This is a genomic window from Pseudomonas sp. PS02303 (assembly GCF_029959925.1).
GTDB lineage: Bacteria > Pseudomonadota > Gammaproteobacteria > Pseudomonadales > Pseudomonadaceae > Aquipseudomonas > Aquipseudomonas mandelii.
The window spans coordinates 65,827-81,538 of sequence record NZ_JASCOM010000004.1 but is presented as its reverse complement, the minus strand read 5'-3'; the positions used below and the strand labels follow the sequence as shown (position 1 = coordinate 81,538).

Below are 15,712 nucleotides of genomic sequence, written 5' to 3'. Positions count from 1 at the left end.
TCCCATGGCCACTCTCAAAGTCCCGGTAAGTGCCAGCGACCATCGCCAGGGAAGTGCGCATGCCAAGGTCACACTGGTGGAATTTGGCGACTATCAATGTCCCTATTGCGCTGAAGCGTATTGGATAGTCAAGAATCTGCAACAGCATTTTCGCGATGATTTGCTGTTCGTGTTCCGTAATTTTCCACTGACCACTGCTCACCCGCATGCGATGGCTGCAGCTGTCACCGCTGAGTTTGCCGGGAGTCGAGGATTCTTCTGGGAGGCGCACGACGAATTGTATGAAAATCAGGATCGATTGGGCCTGCCGCTGTTTCGGGCCATCGCTCTAAAACATGGCCTCTCCGACGAAGAACTCTATCTTGCCATGCAAGACGGTACCTACGTACCCAAAATAAAATCCGATTTTAATGGCGGCGTACGGAGCGGCGTGAATGGCACCCCAGCGTTTTACATTGACGGGCTTCGCTATGACGGGGCTCCAGAGTTCACCGAGATGAGTCAGATGATTGAGCTCTCGTTAGTGAGTTGACGAAATCGCTAGATAGTGAAATCGCTTGGCATCACTCACACCGTAGCCGAGGGCGAACGTGCCCCATTGCGCACGCGCACCAGGTGTGCATTCGATAATATTTCAATACGGGAGATTGAAGAATCCAGGTGCTGCCAGCGATAAGCATCGCTCATAAAGCAGCGGCACGAAAATATCAGCCCAGCGAACCGAGGACATAAAAAATGGCGATGTTAATTTTTGACAGCTCAGAAGATTCCATAGTCGAGGCCCGTGTCCTGGTCGAGGCGCTGAATGAATGGTTGGCGGAACAGCAGCCCAGTTGCCCGCTAAGGTCCGCCCGTGCGCAATGTTGCTATCGGCCCGATGGCACGCTGGATTCCGTATTGACCGTACTAACAGACGTGGTGGTGGACTAGGTCAGGTGTTGCACTCAGTTTTTGCGACCGCCCCCCAAGGTTGACGCCTATGCCCGTCCACCCGTTCGCTTATCCGTTAGTTTCCTTCTACATTAAAGAGGTACACACGGAGCCAGCAGCGAATGAAATCTTTGAAGTATTATGAAAAAAATCGACACGCCACATGGTTAGAGTTGTTTTTTGACCTGATTTTTGTTGTTGCAATTGGCAAGGTTACGCATACTCTTGGACATCTTCATCACGGCCATTTTGAACAGGAGCAATTATGGACATTTTTACTGCTTTTTGTTCCATTATGGTGGATCTGGTCCAGCCACACGATTTACTCAAATAGGTTTGATACAGACAGTAACCTTCACCGCTTGGCAACATTATTTTTAATGTTGCTGCTCATTGTGCTGTCTGCACGGATTGGGGAAGAATTGGAAGTAAACTATGCGCTTGTTATTGCCTGCTATTTTGGTATACGTGCCATCATCAGTATTATGTACATTTCGTCCATAAATAAATTCGATCACCGTAGCGAATTCTCCTCCAGGCTTGGCTTCGCCCTGTTAGTTAGCGCAGTTGTTAGTCTTTCATCCATTCTTTTTGACCCACCTATGCGTTACCTTGTCGCTTACATTGGGATTTTTCTTGACATTCTGCTCCCTTTGTTTTCTTGGGGTAAGCTAAAGCCATTGCCTGCACATACAGAACACTTGGTTGAACGACTAGGTTTACTCACCCTCATCTTATTGGGCGAGTCGGTAATTAGCCTTTCTGGAGGGTTATCTGACATTCAATGGGATCGTTATAATGTGATGGCGGCAATCACCGGATTTATCATGATTTGCAGTATCTGGTGGATCTATTTTGATAGCTTTTACCTACTGAGCAAAAATGAAAGTAGTATGAGTGGACACTCCTTAATCTACTCGCACCTTTTTCTATTTATGGGACTAGCACTCCTCGCAAATTTGATCAGACATGCGATCTTGAATGACATTGCGATGCGCGATTTCCAGATTATGTCAATCATCGGCATGGCCTTATTTTTCCTAGGCAAGCAATATGGCTATTTCATAGCCGTACCTAAAATAAGGAAATACATACTACAAAACACCTTGATCGTGTTTTCTCTAGGTGGGTTGGTTATATTCCTACCCCGCGTCGAGTACATATTGGTCGGCCTGACAGCAACCATGATCTGCTATGTTTTCCTAAATTTCAGGTATCGTTGAATCTTTATAATTAAGCCATATCACGGGTGAATCAGCTATCCGCGCGCACCAAAGACTCAGCAGCTGATTGTCGAGGACTGGCGCACTGCGGTTCGTGCCGAATGTGGTGAGCTGTTCAAACCCTTCACCCAGTCGCTATACATCCCTACCAACGAGAAGCGGGTGGTCGCCTGGTAAAGCACGGGGGGGGAAACACCGCGCGGCGGGAGGCCCGCGCCAAGCGGCAAAAACCTAATCAAAGAAGGCCAGGGTGCGAACTTCGATACTCTCGCGCGGCGGGGCTCCCGGCGGCGTATTGGGGTCTTTGAAGGCGGTATGGGGCGTGAAGCGGGCACGGCCGTCGTGACGTGAGTCATACCCCTTGATCAGCAAGACTTCGTCACGGGGCATGTCCGGAAAATAGTACCAGCGCTGTTGCGGATTGTAGGCCAGGTGGTAGATCTCACCGATACGATCCGGATAGACCAAGTCGGTGGCCAGCAGGTCATTGGAGTCAAGCGTCGAGGCGTCCAGCACGGCCAGCGGCGAGCGCTTGACGGGCCCGCTCATCGGGCGCCAGAGGTTAATCTGGGCCACCGACACCAGTGCGGCGGCCTGATCCAGGCCCAGCACGTCGCGAATACGCTCAGGACCCGAGCGCTCGGTGTAGTCATTATGCACACGGCTGGCTGGGCCGCGAATATCCCGCCCCTCGGCGTCGCTGCGCCTGGTGTGGTCGAAGATGACGACCCGGCTCGCGCCCGTCAGCTCCTTGATCAAGGCCTTGACCTCGTCATAGTAGACGCTTTCCACCAAGGCATCGTCGTAGAGGTCGTCGACCACCGTATCCCGCCGATGGAGCTCAAACCCCTGCTTGTCCAGAGACAGGCTGCCTGCCAACGGACGACCGTTGTGTATCGTGACCTCGCGCTCCTCCTGCTCGGCAAAGTAGTGCGGTTCACTGTCACCGGTCAAAGCCTCGGTATGCACATAGGGCTTCGCATCGTGCTTGACCAGGTAGGTGAGTTTTGTGATGACGCTAGCGGGCATATCAGTTGTGCACTTCAAGTAACGCCTCCCGGTCTGCTGACCGCATTCGGCGTGGTGTCACCGTGGCGGCGCTGTAGCTTGCCTGTAAACTGCCTCATCCTCGATCGTATGCCTTCCAAGGGACACTTTCAAATGCACCCCGAGGTGCATGGTCCCCGACCGGTAGAAAAGGACATACCTACCTCGGCACCGACGTGCAGCTTGACCAGTACTGGCGCGTCGGACTCCAGGCCCGCGCCTAGGGCGACTACTACATCGAAGTTCTGAACCAGCAGCGCAAATACGGTGGATATCCGGATGGAAGATCGCATCCCAACACATCATCTTTTGCGCAGCATTGATCAGTATCTCGATCTGAGCAACCTGCGATAGCTGATCAAATTGAGAAAGAAAAAACTAGATATTGACATATCTCGATATCACAAATAGTCTGAGTTCGAAGCCACCCCCCGTATCTCAGGAAGCGCCAAATGCAGAAGATGTGGGTGAACACCTCAACGAAGCGCCTTACGGTTTGCTCTGATCCCGTGGATCCGCATCCATTTAGCTTAATAAATCGATATTTCTATATATGCAGGTAAATGAAATGACACAGTCCGCGCTCTTCAAAACCGCACAGCTGGGGCCCTACACCCTCAAGAATCGAATCGTTTTGCCACCACTTACCCGTTCGCGTAGCTCCCAGCCTGGCAACATTCCGAACGATCTCATGGCCACGTATTACCGCCAGCGTACTGGCGCGGGATTCATGGTGACCGAAGGCACCCAGATCGAGCCTCGTGGACAGGGTTATGCCTGGACTCCCGGCATTCACAGCGCCGAGCAGATTGAAGGCTGGCGCAAAATCACCGACGCCGTTCACGCCGAAGGGGGTGTGATCTTCGCTCAACTTTGGCATGTCGGCCGCGTGTCGCACATGTCCTTGCAGCCCGGCCGTGAAGCGCCGGTCGCGCCGTCAGCCATAAAGGCGGACAACGTCAAGGTATTCATCGAGACCGGCCCTGGCACGGGTGCACTGGCCGATCCATCGACCCCGCGCGCTCTTTCCACCGCAGAGGTGAAAGAACTGGTCCAGCTCTATGCCCAGGCGGCCCGCAATGCCCTGGACGCCGGGTTCGACGGAGTGGAACTGCACTGCGCGAACGGCTACCTGGTGAACCAGTTCATTTCCGCCCACACAAACCAGCGTGATGATGAATATGGTGGCTCGTTGCAAAATCGACTGCGCTTCCTGCGCGAAATCACCCAGGCAGTTGCTGGCGTCGTTGGCAAGGAGCGTATGGGCGTTCGCTTCGCCCCGCTCTTCGCGACCACCGATGAAGATCGCGTCTACCTCGGCCTGGTCGAGAAAGATCCCCATCAAACCTATGTCGAAGCGGTGAAGATTCTCGAGGAAGTGGGTATCGCCTACCTGTCGCTCGCCGAGGCCGACTGGGAGAACGCACCCGATCTACCTGAAGCGTTCCGGGAAGATATTCGCAGTATCTTCAGCGGTAAGATTCTCTATGCCGGCAGGTACACCGCTGAACGCGGAAATCGTGTCATCCAGGCGGGTTGGGGGGATCTGATCGCGTTTGGTCGTCCTTTCATCGCCAACCCCGACCTGCCCGCCCGTATCGCCAACGACTGGCCGCTCAATCCGGTCGACCCGACAAGCATGTATGGCGGTACCGACAAGGGCTACACCGACTACCCGAGCTATCGTCCCTGAGTGATCGAGGCCGCGCCCCAGACTCCAGGGCGCGGCTAACGCTTGCTGACCGCAGACAAGAGTTCAGTCCAGGTCATCCGAACCTGGGAATGGGACTGCAATCAGCAATGATCTTGGCGGGTGACAAACGTACCGCAGAGTTCATTTTGGCGCCTTCCAATTTTCCGTGCGAACGAGGAAGATATCGTAATATCGCGAAAAACAGGTATCGCAAATTTTATGAACATTGACATCAACGAAGCCCTGAAAGCCTTGGCGAACCCGATGCGCCTCGACATCCTCAATTGGCTCAAGGATCCCAGGACGAACTTTCCGGAGCAGGAAGTCGACCCGGAAACAGTAGGTGTATGCGTCAGCATCATCCAGGAGCGCACGGGCCTTTCGCAGTCCACTACATCGCTTTACCTCACATCCCTGCAGCGCGCGCACCTGCTAACCTCGCAGCGGATAGGCCCTTGGACCTATTACAAACGCCACGAGGAAAATATCGATGCCTTTTTCAAAGTGCTGCAAGAAAAGATCTAGGTCCACGTTACCCGATTTAGACGGGGTGGGCCGCCACCCACTCTTTGAGATGAGCAATAAAACTGAGAACAGTCGGAGCGATGTTTTCTCTTGAAGGGTATACCGCATAGATTCCCACCGGGGGCTCAATGGCCCAATCGGAAAATGCTTCCACCAGCTTTCCTGAATCAAGATCATCTCGTACATGCCAGTCCATCAGCAGCGCTACTCCATGCCCATCAATTGCCATCTGGCGAACCACTTCCCCCAAACTGGATGAAAAACGGTTGCGTATTTTGCACGTTTTTTTAACGCCCCCTCGGGACATAGTCCAACTGGAATCTTTTCCGACGATGAGGCCGTCCAGCGTGGTCAAGTCTTTTAGAGAGGTAGGCACGCCCTGTTTTTCCCAATATTGGGGGGCGGCGCAAATCAGACGTCGGGACGCAGAAATCCTCTGCGCGATCAGGGATGAATCGGCCAATACTCCGTGCCGAATCGCAAGGTCGGTACCATGGGCGGCCAAATCAACCAGTTGATCTGTCGGGTGTAGATCAACGATAACGCCAGGATAGCGTTTGAGATAACTGCTCACGACGCTCGATAAATAACCTTGGGCAAATGTCGCGGAAGCGGTTATGCGTAGATGACCGGTAATCTCGGTCTTCTGGAAAAATCCTCGCTCGGCCTTTTCGACGCTTTCCAGGATGCTTAGTGCGTGTTGATAAAGCTTCTCACCGTCCGAAGTGGGACTTAGCTTGCGGGTGGTGCGGTTAAAAAGTCTCCGACCAACGCTGTCTTCAAGGGCCAGAAGACGCTTGCTTCCGCCTGCAGCAGTCATCCCCAATCGTTCGGAAGCTGCACGGATAGATCCCTCCTCAAAAACGGCAATGAACAAACGCAATTCATCGATGGAATCCAGCACTTATTACCAACCAAAAAGACCGAAAGATTCAACAATTCTAACGTATTTATCCAATTTTATTGATGATAAATTTGTTGGCTTATTGTTCCTCGGAGTTCAAGCCTTGAAGGCTATTGTGATAAATGAGCATGGTAACTCAGACCTTTTCGTAGAAATCAATACTGAAAATCCCGTTGCTCGCCCAGGTCATGTGATTATCGATGTCCGGGCGACAAGCGTTAATCCAGTGGACACAAAAATTCGTCGGGGCAGCGAAGGTACAGCCGGTCTGACTTTTCCGGCAATTCTTCACATCGATGTTTCAGGGGTCGTCAGCTCTGTCGGTGCTGGTGTGACTCGCTTTGACGTAGGCGATGAAGTCTATGGCTGTTTCGGTGGCATCGTGGGGATTCCCGGTGCGCTGGCAGATCAGATGGAGGCCGATGCCGAGATGCTTGCTCTAAAACCCAAGTCGCTCTCTTTTGGCGAAGCAGCCAGCTTGCCGCTCGTGGCAATTACGGCCTGGGAGGCGTTGATCGACCGAGCCTCGATCAAACCCAATGACAACGTCTTGGTGCATGGTGGCACCGGTGGTGTTGGGCACATAGGCATTCAATTGGCCAAGGTCCTGGGGGCCAAGGTTTCGACGACGGTTTCAACGCCAGAAAAAGCGGAAATTGCCCGTCGGCTGGGCGCCGATGAGATTATTTTCTATAACAGCGAAACGCCCCAGGAATACAGCCAGCGAATCACCGAAGGAAAAGGATTCGATACGGTCTTCGATACCTTGGGCGGTGAGGTCTTACAACACTCACTGAAAGCCGCGAAGCTTAAAGGTCATGTCGTCTCGATCATCGGTTACGACCGCTACGATCTGACCGAAATGCACTTCAAGGCATTGAGGCTCGACTTTGTATTCATGGCTATTTCGATCATTCATAATGAAGGCCGCAAGCACCATGGCGAGATCCTGCAAAGACTAGCTGCCTTGGTTGATCGCGGCCTTGTCAAACCACTGATTGATGAGCGCCATGACTTCACTGTTGCGGGTGTCAGCGCGGCACATGTGCGTCTTGAGTCAGGCAATGCTATTGGCAAAGTCGTCATTGAGCGACAGGCTAAGTTGGTGGGGGTGGCATAACGAGGGCTCAAGGCCAGACATTCGAAGTATTTCAATAGCGCTAAAACTTAGTCGCTCGCGCCCGTACCTTTTCGCAAGGGCGCAAACGGCAAAGGGTTGCTATCAGAAGTCCTGCGCAGTCGGACGCAGAACGATTTCGTTGATGTCGACATCGGCAGGTTGCTCGATCGCGTAAGCGATGGCCCGTGCAACTGAATCAGCCGGGATAGCCTTTTTGTAAAATTCGCCAACGACCTCGGCGCTCGGCTGGTGCCCGCTGCCAAACTTCAGCTCGGAATCCACCGCGCCCGGCTCGATGGTCGTAGTGCGAATATTCCCGCCGACTTCATGACGCAGGCCATCGGAAATGGCGCGCACCGCGAACTTGGTGCCACTGTAAACCGATCCACCGGGGCTGAATACCTTAATGCCGGCAACCGACGAGATGTTGATGAAGTGACCGCTGGCCTGTTGTTCGAAAAGCGGCAACGCGGCCGCGATGCCATACAACACGCCCTTGATGTTGATGTCGATCATGCGATCCCACTCTTCGACGCGCAGCTGCGAAATCGGAGAGATCGCCATCAGCCCTGCATTGTTGATCATCACATCGATGCGACCGAATGCCTCGACAGCCTTGGCGACCAGCGCAGTCAAGTCCTCTTTGCGTGTGACATCGATCGGATGGGCAATCGCCTTTCCGCCTGCTGCGGCGACCTCCCGGACAATCGCGTCCAGACGATCCTGGCGACGGGCGCCAAGAACCACGTGGGCGCCGAGCGCTGCCAGATGACGCGCGGTGGCTTCGCCCAGACCGCTACTCGCACCGGTGATGACGACCACTTTACCCTGGATGTTTTTACTCATGTTCAGCGCTCCTGTTGAGACCTGCTTGGGTTGACGGGTGCAGTCTGCGCTGGTTTTATTCGTCATAAAATGGAAGAGTTCGGATTTGAGAATTCCATTTTCTGGAACTGGAGTTGACGGCAATGCTCAATCGCATGGAGCTGATTCGGATCTTCTCGGTGGCAGCGCAATCGACCACGTTTCGCGATGCAGCCACCCGCCTCGGCACTTCTCCGCAGACAGTGACACGCGCCATCAAAGAACTGGAGCGCACGCTTGGGGAGCTGTTGTTCCACCGCAGCACGCGGCAGGTTCATGTCACCGCTTTTGGTGCCAATTTCGCCTTGCAAGCCCGGGAAACCCTGGAGCGGGTGGATCAATTGTTTATCGCCCACAGTACACAGGAGGCAAAAGGCATCGTCGGCATCACGGCCCCCCACGCCATCGGCAAGCTGTATCTGATCGAGTTTCTGAAACCGCTGATGCGGGAGAATCCGGGCCTGAGCATCGACCTGAGCCTGGATGACCAGCTCACTGACGCGGTGGCCAACAAGATCGACATCGGTATTCGTATCGGAGCTGTGCGGGATCGGCGCTATATCGCCAGAACGGTGGCCAATGTGGACCTGAAAATCGTTGCGGCGCCGTCACTACTCGACACCGTGCAACGCCCTGGCAAAATCGAGGATCTGAAACGCTTACCCCTGTCGATGCTGATCGATCGCAACAACGGCCGGCCCTGGCCGTGGGTGCTTGCCGAGGGACAAGCGTTCCTGCCTGCCTCCCCGGCATTTACCTGCGACGACCCAGAAACCGAGCGAGAGATTGTTCTGGCCGGACTCGCCTTTGGGCAAATGCCCGGTTATCTGGCAGAACCCTACCTGTCTGAAGGGCGCCTGGTCGAGGTCATGCAGCACGATGCCCCGCCGCCTTCCGAATTGATCATGTATCGTCCGCAATCAGGGCCCGTGGCACCACGAGTGAGGCTGGTGTACGACCACCTGGTCAACTGTTTTTCCGATCCGCGGTTTTTTGCGCAGAGCAAGCGCTGTAAACAGTTCTGAACAAGGGCTTGTTTGGGTGGAGTATTACGCTGTCCCTTCGGGCATGCATCACTGAGTGACCCACAGCAACATTAGTCGCGCTGGGACAGGATCGTTTCCAGCAGGCCCGGAAAACGGTTACTCAAGTCTTCCCTACGCAACGAGTTCATGTGGGTCGTGCCGATGGTCTGGGTTTGAACCAGGCCGGCATCTCGCAGCACTCGAAAATGATGGGACATGGTGGACTTCGCGCGACCACCGTCCAGCTCGCCACAGCTGGCCTCTCCCAGCTCGGCGAGGCGCCGGACAATCTCCAGGCGTACAGGGTCGCTCAAGGCGTAAAACAGACGCTCAAGAACGAATTCGCTGAGAGGAAGGTGTTTGAAGGGGCGCATGGGCGAATCATACACGGGTTTGCTCTATGTCAATAGTTCGAATATTATCGAACAAGAGAAATAGTATCCCTCGGAGAAAGACCTAATGTCTGCGCTGTTCCAACCTTTCACGCTCAAGGATGTCTCCCTTCGCAACCGGATCGCGATTCCCCCCATGTGCATGTACTCGGCCAATGATGGCCTGATCAACGATTGGCACACTGTGCACTATGCCACCCTCGCGCGTGGCGGGGCAGGACTGGTGGTCGTCGAGGCGACTGCCGTGTCGCCCGAAGGACGGATCACGCCTGGCTGCGCTGGTATCTGGAATGATGAACTCGCCCGTGCCTTCGTGCCCGTGGTGCAATCGATCAAGGCTGCCGGCGCAGTGCCAGGTATCCAGATTGCCCACGCGGGGCGCAAGGCCAGTGCGAACCGTCCTTGGGAAGGCGACGATCATATCGGCGAGGATGATTCGCGTGGCTGGCAGACCATCGCCCCGTCGGCTGTTGCCTTTGGCGCTCATCTCGCCAAGCAGCCGAAAGCCATGACGCTGGAGGATATCGCCCGGGTGCGCGAGGATTTTGTCTCAGCCGCTCGCCGTGCACGTGACGCTGGCTTCGAGTGGTTAGAGTTGCATTTCGCCCATGGCTATCTGGCCCAGTCATTCCTCTCTGAACACTCCAACCTTCGTGACGACGCCTATGGCGGAAACTTCGATAACCGTAGCCGCTTTCTGCTGGAAACGCTGGCGGCGGTTCGCGAAGTATGGCCAGAGCACTTGCCGCTGACCGCTCGCCTGGGTGTCATCGAATACGACGGCCGGGATGAACAGACCTTGTCAGAGGCTATCGAACTGACACGTCGCTTCAAGGACGGTGGATTGGACTTGCTCAGCGTCAGTATCGGGTTCACCATCCCTGAATCCAACATTCCTTGGGCCCCCGGTTTCATGGGCGAAGTTACCCAGCGGGTACGGCGCGAGACGGGGATTGCGGTGGCCTCGGCATGGGGCTTCGGCACGCCGAGCGTCGCCGAAGAAGCGGTGAGGAGTGGTCAACTGGATCTGGCGATGATTGGCCGGGCGCACCTGGGCAATCCTAACTGGTCCTATTTAGCCGCGCAGGAGCTGGGAGTAGAGCGTCCTTCCTGGACCTTGCCCGCTCCCTATGCCCATTGGCTTGAACGCTACAAGTGATCCCACCCGAGCGAGAGCGCTCGCATGGCCTTCGGGCTATCAATTCTTCGGGATCACCGGGCTGATTCAGGTTTTGGCCGCATGGCCGGCATGGACAGCTTCGATACACCCGTGCCAGCCAATGCGTTCCCTCTTTATATCGCACACAGACAGGAGGTTTGATGACCACCCCTCTCACATTGATAGCCACTTTGGTCGCCAAGGCCGGCTTTCAAGCCGAACTCGAGCAGACGTTGCAGGGCCTGCAAGGCCCAAGCCGAGGCGAAGCGGACTGTATCCAGTACGACTTCCATCGTGATGCCGAGCAGGCTCACATTTTCCACATGATCGAGCAGTGGCGGGATGAAGCGGCCCTGACTGCTCACGAAGCGACACCGCATTATCAGGCAGCGCTCCCTTTCATCGAACGTGCTGCTGACAAGCTCACCATCACGAAAATGTATCGCATCTCCTGAGGAGCTTCGAATGAAAGCCATTGCACACTTCAAATGCCTGCCTATTGAACATCCCGACGCCTTGGTGGAGATCGATATACCCGAGCCAGTGCCGGGGCCGCGCGATTTGCTCGTAGAGGTAAAGGCCGTATCGGTCAATCCTGTCGATACCAAGGTGCGGCAGGGCTACGTACCGCACGAAGACGAAAGCCAGCCGCGTATCCTCGGTTGGGACGCTGCCGGCGTGGTCAAGTCGGTCGGCAGCGACGTGACGCTATTCAAGCCCGGTGACAGGGTCTGGTACGCCGGATCGCTGATCCGCCCGGGCAGCAACAGTGAGCTGCAACTGGTGGACGAGCGTATCGTCGGTTCAATGCCCCAGTCGTTGGAATTCAGCCAGGCTGCGGCATTGCCACTGACTTCCTTGACCGCTTGGGAATTACTGTTTGATCGCCTCGGTGTTGCACGCGATACCACCGACCGGGGCGAAACGCTGCTGATCATCGGCGCTGCAGGCGGGGTGGGTTCAATCCTGACTCAGCTGGCGCGTCAGCTAACCGGGTTGACGATCATTGGTACGGCTTCGCGCCCTGAAACCCAGACCTGGGTCACCGAGCTTGGTGCGCATCATGTCATCGACCATACCAAGCCACTCAGCGAGGAGCTCAAGCGCATCGGTATCGCACAAGTCAGCCATGTCGCTAGCCTGACCCAGACCGATCGGCACTACGAGCAAATCATCGAATCACTGAAGCCTCAGGGCAAGCTGGGCCTGATCGATGACCCGGCCACGCTGGACGCCGTACCGCTCAAGCGCAAGAGCCTGTCGTTGCACTGGGAGCTGATGTACACCCGCTCGCTTTACGAGACAGAGGACATGCAGGAGCAGCACAACATCCTCAACGAAGTTTCGCGGCGCATTGATGCGGGTGACTTGCGCACCACCGTTGGCGACAACTACGGGCGCATCAGCGCAGAAAATCTTCGTCGTGCCCATGCTCTGCTGGAAAGCGGCAAGGCGAAGGGCAAGGTCGTGCTGGAAGGCTTCTAAGAGGGTGTAGACAAACCCGCCGCCCCATTCGTTTTAATGCGATTTGACCACGCCACACTACAAGGCTGGTCGCGGATGGGCTGGCTGGGGCAGCGTCTTGGGCTGCGGGCCAAAATTCTGCTGTTATTGGCGGAGGGATTAACGCCCAAAGAGGTCAGCCATCAGTTCCAGGTCTCAGCGCCCGCAGCGCTTGCCAAGCTCTTCAAGTGGAACAAGACGACTGAATCCATCATTAGCTCTGTAAACAAAAACAAAGCTGGGAATTAACCGCTCATGACAATAGTTAGAGAAGCGGAAGGCTATAGCTTACAAAAACACGATTCTGATCTACGCTACGAGCCGCTTCGCTGTTGGACTTGCCGTTACGCCAGCCGAACCCGACGCCTTTGAGCGCTCCCGACTGAAGGACGTAGTCCAGACTAATGTCTCTTTCCCATTCCTTTTGGTTGTCGCCTGACGTAGTTTTAATGTTATCGCCGGAGAGGTACATGACCGAGCCTTTCAGGCCAGGGACACCCAGAGCGGCGAAGTCGTAAGCATACTGACCGAAAGCTGTGCGCTCGCCTGCGCGGGTGAAAGTTTGGATCAGGCGGTCGGTATACAGATACAGGCTTGCTCCACCGGCGCCCTTGTCTACCAGGCTACCCTGGCTGAGTTGAGTGAAGTTGCTGCCGTCCGACACACTTTGGTACCCCGCAGTAATCGCGTGGCCACCTAGTGTATAAATCAACGCGGCACTCCAGGTGCGGTTGTCGATCTCTCCACTACCGTCTTTGGTGTAGCCACTCATTCTGTAGCCTGACGTACCGGAGCTATTGGCACCTGACGAGTCAGTTTTGAAGTAGCGCAGGTCGGTTTTAAGGGACTGATTGTCCGAGATGGCAAGGGTGTGAATCAATCCCAAAAAATGCTGCGTATAGTAGTTATCGAGGCCGGCGTAGTAGTACTGAGCTGTCAGATCCTTGGTGACTTTCCAATCGCCCCCGGCGAAGTCAAACTGATTGCTTTCACGCGTACCACCAGTAACGGCCAGCCCCGTCTGATCGCTCGAACCACGTCCTATTGCATGTTCGATCCGACCTCCAGTCAAGGTCAGGCTATTGAGCTCGCTCGAGGTGATTTGAACGCCCTCGAAGGTTTGCGGAAGCACGCGCCCATCGTTGGCGACCAGAATTGGGAGTTTCGGAATCAAGGTGCCGTAGCGAAGTTCAGTTTTCGACATTTTGACTTTTCCGGTCAGCCCCAGCCTGCTCCACTCGTCGACGGCACGGTTGTCACTGTCAGAAGGCATCATGCTGCTGCCGACATGCCGTCCTTTGCCGCTGTCCAGGGTAACCCCCAGCAACCCCAAGCCATCGACACCAAAGCCAACCATGCCATCGGTATAGCCCGATTTGAAGTCCAACATGAAACCCTGCGCCCATTCTTCGGTTTTGGAAGGTGCGGCGACGCCATCGCGGTTGTCGTTATTGAAGTAGAAGTTTCTCATTCCCAAGGTGGCTTTGCTATCACTCAGGAAGTCCGCATGCACCTGGGCACTCAGGGTAATACTAAGAAACACCGAACTTGCAGTTATTGTTTTTCCACTCATTTATATAGCGCTCCATTTGTTATTTTAAAGTAATAGAAGCAACGCAAGATTTTCAGGTGCGCGTTTTTTTATTATTCTTAACATCCTGCTGAAAACGAGAAATCGACGATGCCTCGCCCCTCCTGCATCAAGTTAATATTGTTAATGCAAGTTCCAAAGTCGCTCATCGCACCTGTTTCTGTTATGCAACGCGATAGCGATAGAGCGGATTGTGTGAGAAAGGCGCAGGGAGTGCCTTGCCTAGGGAAATGGAGTTCTGCGTTGCAGTCTGAAAATTTATCTTATCGTCTGAATTTCAGGATTGGGGCCGGACCCAATTGTCGGTCGAGTACCCAAAGGCTCAGCGGGCTGACCTGACGACTGTCCTCTATAGCAACCCGCGGCGCGCCGATCACGACGCCCAAGGCCCAGACTGCGGTGTAATCATCTGCGACAGGTACCGAGACGGACGACGAACATGGCGGTTCCCCCGCAATGCCGCCTACGCTTGTTGGATGGTCCCCATGCTTTTGCTCAGGCGATGTATCGGGTTGGAACGATCTGATTTATTTTGACCGCCCGCTCAATGCCAATCCGGACCTGCCCGCGCGTATCGCCAGCAACTGGCCCCTCACTCCGGTCGACCCGACCAGCATGTACGGCGCAACGGGCAAAGATTGCACCCACTACCCCACCTGTCGTTCCCAAGCGACCGATGCCGCAGCACCTCTGGAAACAGGGGCGCTGTTCACGTTCTCCCCATTGAGGAAGATTAGTATGTATCGGCCGAGCACGATTCCTTATCAGGAGCATCGAGGGTTCAGCCGAACCTTCACTCCGGGTCATTTGAGCCTGGGATTGTTCTTTCCTTTGGAGGCCTTCGATGGGGACACTCCGAGCATGCTCAACCAGGTCGCATTGGCCAAACGAGCCGAGGAGCTGGGCTTTTGCGCGCTCTGGTTTCGCGATGTGCCTCTTCGCGACCCTGGCTTCGGCGATGTCGGCCAAGTCTTCGACCCTTGGGTTTACCTGGGCTATATAGCCGCTCATACGTCAGAGATAACGCTTGGCACCGCATCCATTGCCATCCCTTTACACCATCCACTGCACACGGCCAAGGCGTCAGCCAGCATCGATCAGTTGAGCGCAGGTCGCTTGATTCTGGGGGTAGCTTCCGGCGATCGCCCTGTGGAATTTTCGGCTTTTGGCGTCGATGCCGAAAGGCGCGGAGAAGTCTTTCGAGAACATTACGAGGTGATTCGCCGAGCCCACAGCACCAGCTTCGAACCCATCCGCTGGAGCGGTGGTGAGCTGCGGGGCGCAGACCTCATTCCGAAACCCACAACCCAAGTGATTCCAATGCTCGTAACCGGGCATAGCCGCCAGTCACTGGATTGGATCGCGCGCGAAAGCGTCGGATGGATCAACTATCCACGCGCGCCGAAAATGCAGCGACTGATCGTGGAAGATTGGCGGATGGAGGTCATGAAGCAATGTGGTTCCGTCTATAAGCCCTTCACTCAGTCGCTTTACATCGACCTCGATGAGAACCCGTCCACGCCACCCACTCGCATTCATTTGGGGTTCAAACTTGGACACTACCATCTCCGGTTTTTGCTGGAGTCGCTTGAGGAAATCGGAGTGGACCACGTTATCCTGAATCTCAAATACGGAAAGCGCCCTGCTGCGCAAGTCATTGAGGAGCTGGGCACTCACATCGTTGCGCAATTCGGAGTACAGCCTCGTTCTGAAGCGAACTGAAACCAATACGTTAC

General features: G+C 55.0%; 16 protein-coding genes and 1 pseudogene. 11 read left to right on the top strand and 6 right to left on the bottom strand.

Going from position 1 to position 15,712, the window contains the following annotated elements; all coding sequences use genetic code 11:
• The first annotated feature begins 4 nt into the window (after nucleotides 1-4).
• The 3 genes and pseudogenes from QMX98_RS02380 to QMX98_RS02370 all read left to right on the top strand — a co-directional run.
• A complete protein-coding gene (locus QMX98_RS02380) occupies nucleotides 5-532 on the top strand; it encodes a thioredoxin domain-containing protein (RefSeq protein ID WP_010459441.1) in 528 nt (175 codons plus the stop codon).
• Between the two features lie 520 nt (nucleotides 533-1,052).
• The gene (locus QMX98_RS02375) at nucleotides 1,053-2,153 is read left to right on the top strand and encodes a low temperature requirement protein A (protein WP_282410193.1); all 1,101 of its coding nucleotides are present in this window, start codon (nucleotides 1,053-1,055) and stop codon (nucleotides 2,151-2,153) included.
• A gap of 3 nt (nucleotides 2,154-2,156) precedes the next feature.
• Nucleotides 2,157-2,297: pseudogene (locus tag QMX98_RS02370) on the top strand (LLM class flavin-dependent oxidoreductase); the annotation flags it as partial.
• A gap of 87 nt (nucleotides 2,298-2,384) precedes the next feature.
• Here the strand turns inward: QMX98_RS02370 and QMX98_RS02365 are convergent.
• Both QMX98_RS02365 and QMX98_RS02360 read right to left on the bottom strand, forming a co-directional pair.
• The gene (locus QMX98_RS02365) at nucleotides 2,385-3,200 is read right to left on the bottom strand and encodes a CmcJ/NvfI family oxidoreductase (protein ID WP_282410192.1); all 816 of its coding nucleotides are present in this window, start codon (nucleotides 3,198-3,200) and stop codon (nucleotides 2,385-2,387) included.
• A 110-nt stretch (nucleotides 3,201-3,310) separates the two neighbouring features.
• Nucleotides 3,311-3,493: a hypothetical protein gene (locus QMX98_RS02360; protein WP_240056441.1), complete on the bottom strand. Its 183-nt coding sequence runs from the start codon at nucleotides 3,491-3,493 to the stop codon at nucleotides 3,311-3,313.
• A gap of 275 nt (nucleotides 3,494-3,768) precedes the next feature.
• Here QMX98_RS02360 and QMX98_RS02355 point away from each other — a divergent pair, with 275 nt between their 5' ends.
• Together QMX98_RS02355 and QMX98_RS02350 are read left to right on the top strand one after the other, a co-directional pair.
• On the top strand, nucleotides 3,769-4,893 hold the full coding sequence (locus QMX98_RS02355) for an alkene reductase (protein ID WP_282410191.1): 1,125 nt from the start codon (nucleotides 3,769-3,771) through the stop codon (nucleotides 4,891-4,893).
• A 219-nt stretch (nucleotides 4,894-5,112) separates the two neighbouring features.
• Complete coding sequence (locus QMX98_RS02350) at nucleotides 5,113-5,418, top strand: helix-turn-helix transcriptional regulator (protein ID WP_083348647.1); 306 nt, start codon at nucleotides 5,113-5,115, stop codon at nucleotides 5,416-5,418.
• A 16-nt stretch (nucleotides 5,419-5,434) separates the two neighbouring features.
• Here QMX98_RS02350 and QMX98_RS02345 read toward each other — a convergent pair whose 3' ends face one another.
• Nucleotides 5,435-6,322 (bottom strand): LysR family transcriptional regulator, encoded by an 888-nt coding sequence (locus QMX98_RS02345; RefSeq protein ID WP_282410190.1) that lies wholly within the window; start codon nucleotides 6,320-6,322, stop codon nucleotides 5,435-5,437.
• On the opposite strand from QMX98_RS02345, the gene QMX98_RS02340 reads away from it, so the two are divergent.
• On the top strand, nucleotides 6,288-7,442 hold the full coding sequence (locus QMX98_RS02340; RefSeq protein ID WP_282410189.1) for a zinc-dependent alcohol dehydrogenase family protein: 1,155 nt from the start codon (nucleotides 6,288-6,290) through the stop codon (nucleotides 7,440-7,442). The genes QMX98_RS02345 and QMX98_RS02340 overlap by 35 nt on opposite strands.
• Before the next feature lie 102 nt (nucleotides 7,443-7,544).
• Here the strand turns inward: QMX98_RS02340 and QMX98_RS02335 are convergent, their stop codons facing one another.
• The gene (locus tag QMX98_RS02335; protein WP_282410188.1) at nucleotides 7,545-8,288 is read right to left on the bottom strand and encodes an SDR family oxidoreductase; all 744 of its coding nucleotides are present in this window, start codon (nucleotides 8,286-8,288) and stop codon (nucleotides 7,545-7,547) included.
• A gap of 122 nt (nucleotides 8,289-8,410) precedes the next feature.
• Between QMX98_RS02335 and QMX98_RS02330 the strand changes: the two genes are divergently transcribed.
• Entirely contained in the window at nucleotides 8,411-9,331 is a 921-nt protein-coding gene (locus QMX98_RS02330) for a LysR family transcriptional regulator (RefSeq protein WP_282410187.1), read from the top strand.
• Between the two features lie 71 nt (nucleotides 9,332-9,402).
• Here QMX98_RS02330 and QMX98_RS02325 read toward each other — a convergent pair whose 3' ends face one another.
• On the bottom strand, nucleotides 9,403-9,705 hold the full coding sequence (locus QMX98_RS02325; protein ID WP_083350136.1) for a metalloregulator ArsR/SmtB family transcription factor: 303 nt from the start codon (nucleotides 9,703-9,705) through the stop codon (nucleotides 9,403-9,405).
• An 85-nt stretch (nucleotides 9,706-9,790) separates the two neighbouring features.
• On the opposite strand from QMX98_RS02325, the gene QMX98_RS02320 reads away from it, so the two are divergent.
• The 3 genes from QMX98_RS02320 to QMX98_RS02310 all read left to right on the top strand — a co-directional run bounded on the left by QMX98_RS02320 (nucleotide 9,791) and on the right by QMX98_RS02310 (nucleotide 12,367).
• The gene (locus QMX98_RS02320) at nucleotides 9,791-10,882 is read left to right on the top strand and encodes an NADH:flavin oxidoreductase/NADH oxidase (protein WP_282410186.1); all 1,092 of its coding nucleotides are present in this window, start codon (nucleotides 9,791-9,793) and stop codon (nucleotides 10,880-10,882) included.
• A gap of 161 nt (nucleotides 10,883-11,043) precedes the next feature.
• The gene (locus QMX98_RS02315; RefSeq protein ID WP_282410185.1) at nucleotides 11,044-11,337 is read left to right on the top strand and encodes a putative quinol monooxygenase; all 294 of its coding nucleotides are present in this window, start codon (nucleotides 11,044-11,046) and stop codon (nucleotides 11,335-11,337) included.
• A 10-nt stretch (nucleotides 11,338-11,347) separates the two neighbouring features.
• Nucleotides 11,348-12,367: a zinc-binding alcohol dehydrogenase family protein gene (locus QMX98_RS02310; protein ID WP_282410184.1), complete on the top strand. Its 1,020-nt coding sequence runs from the start codon at nucleotides 11,348-11,350 to the stop codon at nucleotides 12,365-12,367.
• Between the two features lie 283 nt (nucleotides 12,368-12,650).
• Here the strand turns inward: QMX98_RS02310 and QMX98_RS02305 are convergent, their stop codons facing one another.
• A complete protein-coding gene (locus QMX98_RS02305; protein WP_282410183.1) occupies nucleotides 12,651-13,958 on the bottom strand; it encodes an OprD family porin in 1,308 nt (435 codons plus the stop codon).
• A 756-nt stretch (nucleotides 13,959-14,714) separates the two neighbouring features.
• Between QMX98_RS02305 and QMX98_RS02300 the strand changes: the two genes are divergently transcribed.
• Entirely contained in the window at nucleotides 14,715-15,698 is a 984-nt protein-coding gene (locus QMX98_RS02300; protein ID WP_145309532.1) for an LLM class oxidoreductase, read from the top strand.
• Nucleotides 15,699-15,712: the final 14 nt, after the last annotated feature.

Coding starts and splice junctions, on each gene's coding strand:
- QMX98_RS02350 (WP_083348647.1), top strand. CDS start 5,113: ATGAACATTGACATCAACGAAGCCCTGAAAGCCTTGGCGAACCCGATG.
- QMX98_RS02330 (WP_282410187.1), top strand. CDS start 8,411: ATGCTCAATCGCATGGAGCTGATTCGGATCTTCTCGGTGGCAGCGCAA.
- QMX98_RS02355 (WP_282410191.1), top strand. CDS start 3,769: ATGACACAGTCCGCGCTCTTCAAAACCGCACAGCTGGGGCCCTACACC.
- QMX98_RS02340 (WP_282410189.1), top strand. CDS start 6,288: ATGAACAAACGCAATTCATCGATGGAATCCAGCACTTATTACCAACCA.
- QMX98_RS02320 (WP_282410186.1), top strand. CDS start 9,791: ATGTCTGCGCTGTTCCAACCTTTCACGCTCAAGGATGTCTCCCTTCGC.
- QMX98_RS02300 (WP_145309532.1), top strand. CDS start 14,715: ATGTATCGGCCGAGCACGATTCCTTATCAGGAGCATCGAGGGTTCAGC.
- QMX98_RS02315 (WP_282410185.1), top strand. CDS start 11,044: ATGACCACCCCTCTCACATTGATAGCCACTTTGGTCGCCAAGGCCGGC.
- QMX98_RS02360 (WP_240056441.1), bottom strand. CDS start 3,493: ATGCGATCTTCCATCCGGATATCCACCGTATTTGCGCTGCTGGTTCAG.
- QMX98_RS02380 (WP_010459441.1), top strand. CDS start 5: ATGGCCACTCTCAAAGTCCCGGTAAGTGCCAGCGACCATCGCCAGGGA.
- QMX98_RS02335 (WP_282410188.1), bottom strand. CDS start 8,288: ATGAGTAAAAACATCCAGGGTAAAGTGGTCGTCATCACCGGTGCGAGT.
- QMX98_RS02325 (WP_083350136.1), bottom strand. CDS start 9,705: ATGCGCCCCTTCAAACACCTTCCTCTCAGCGAATTCGTTCTTGAGCGT.
- QMX98_RS02310 (WP_282410184.1), top strand. CDS start 11,348: ATGAAAGCCATTGCACACTTCAAATGCCTGCCTATTGAACATCCCGAC.
- QMX98_RS02305 (WP_282410183.1), bottom strand. CDS start 13,958: ATGAGTGGAAAAACAATAACTGCAAGTTCGGTGTTTCTTAGTATTACC.
- QMX98_RS02375 (WP_282410193.1), top strand. CDS start 1,053: ATGAAATCTTTGAAGTATTATGAAAAAAATCGACACGCCACATGGTTA.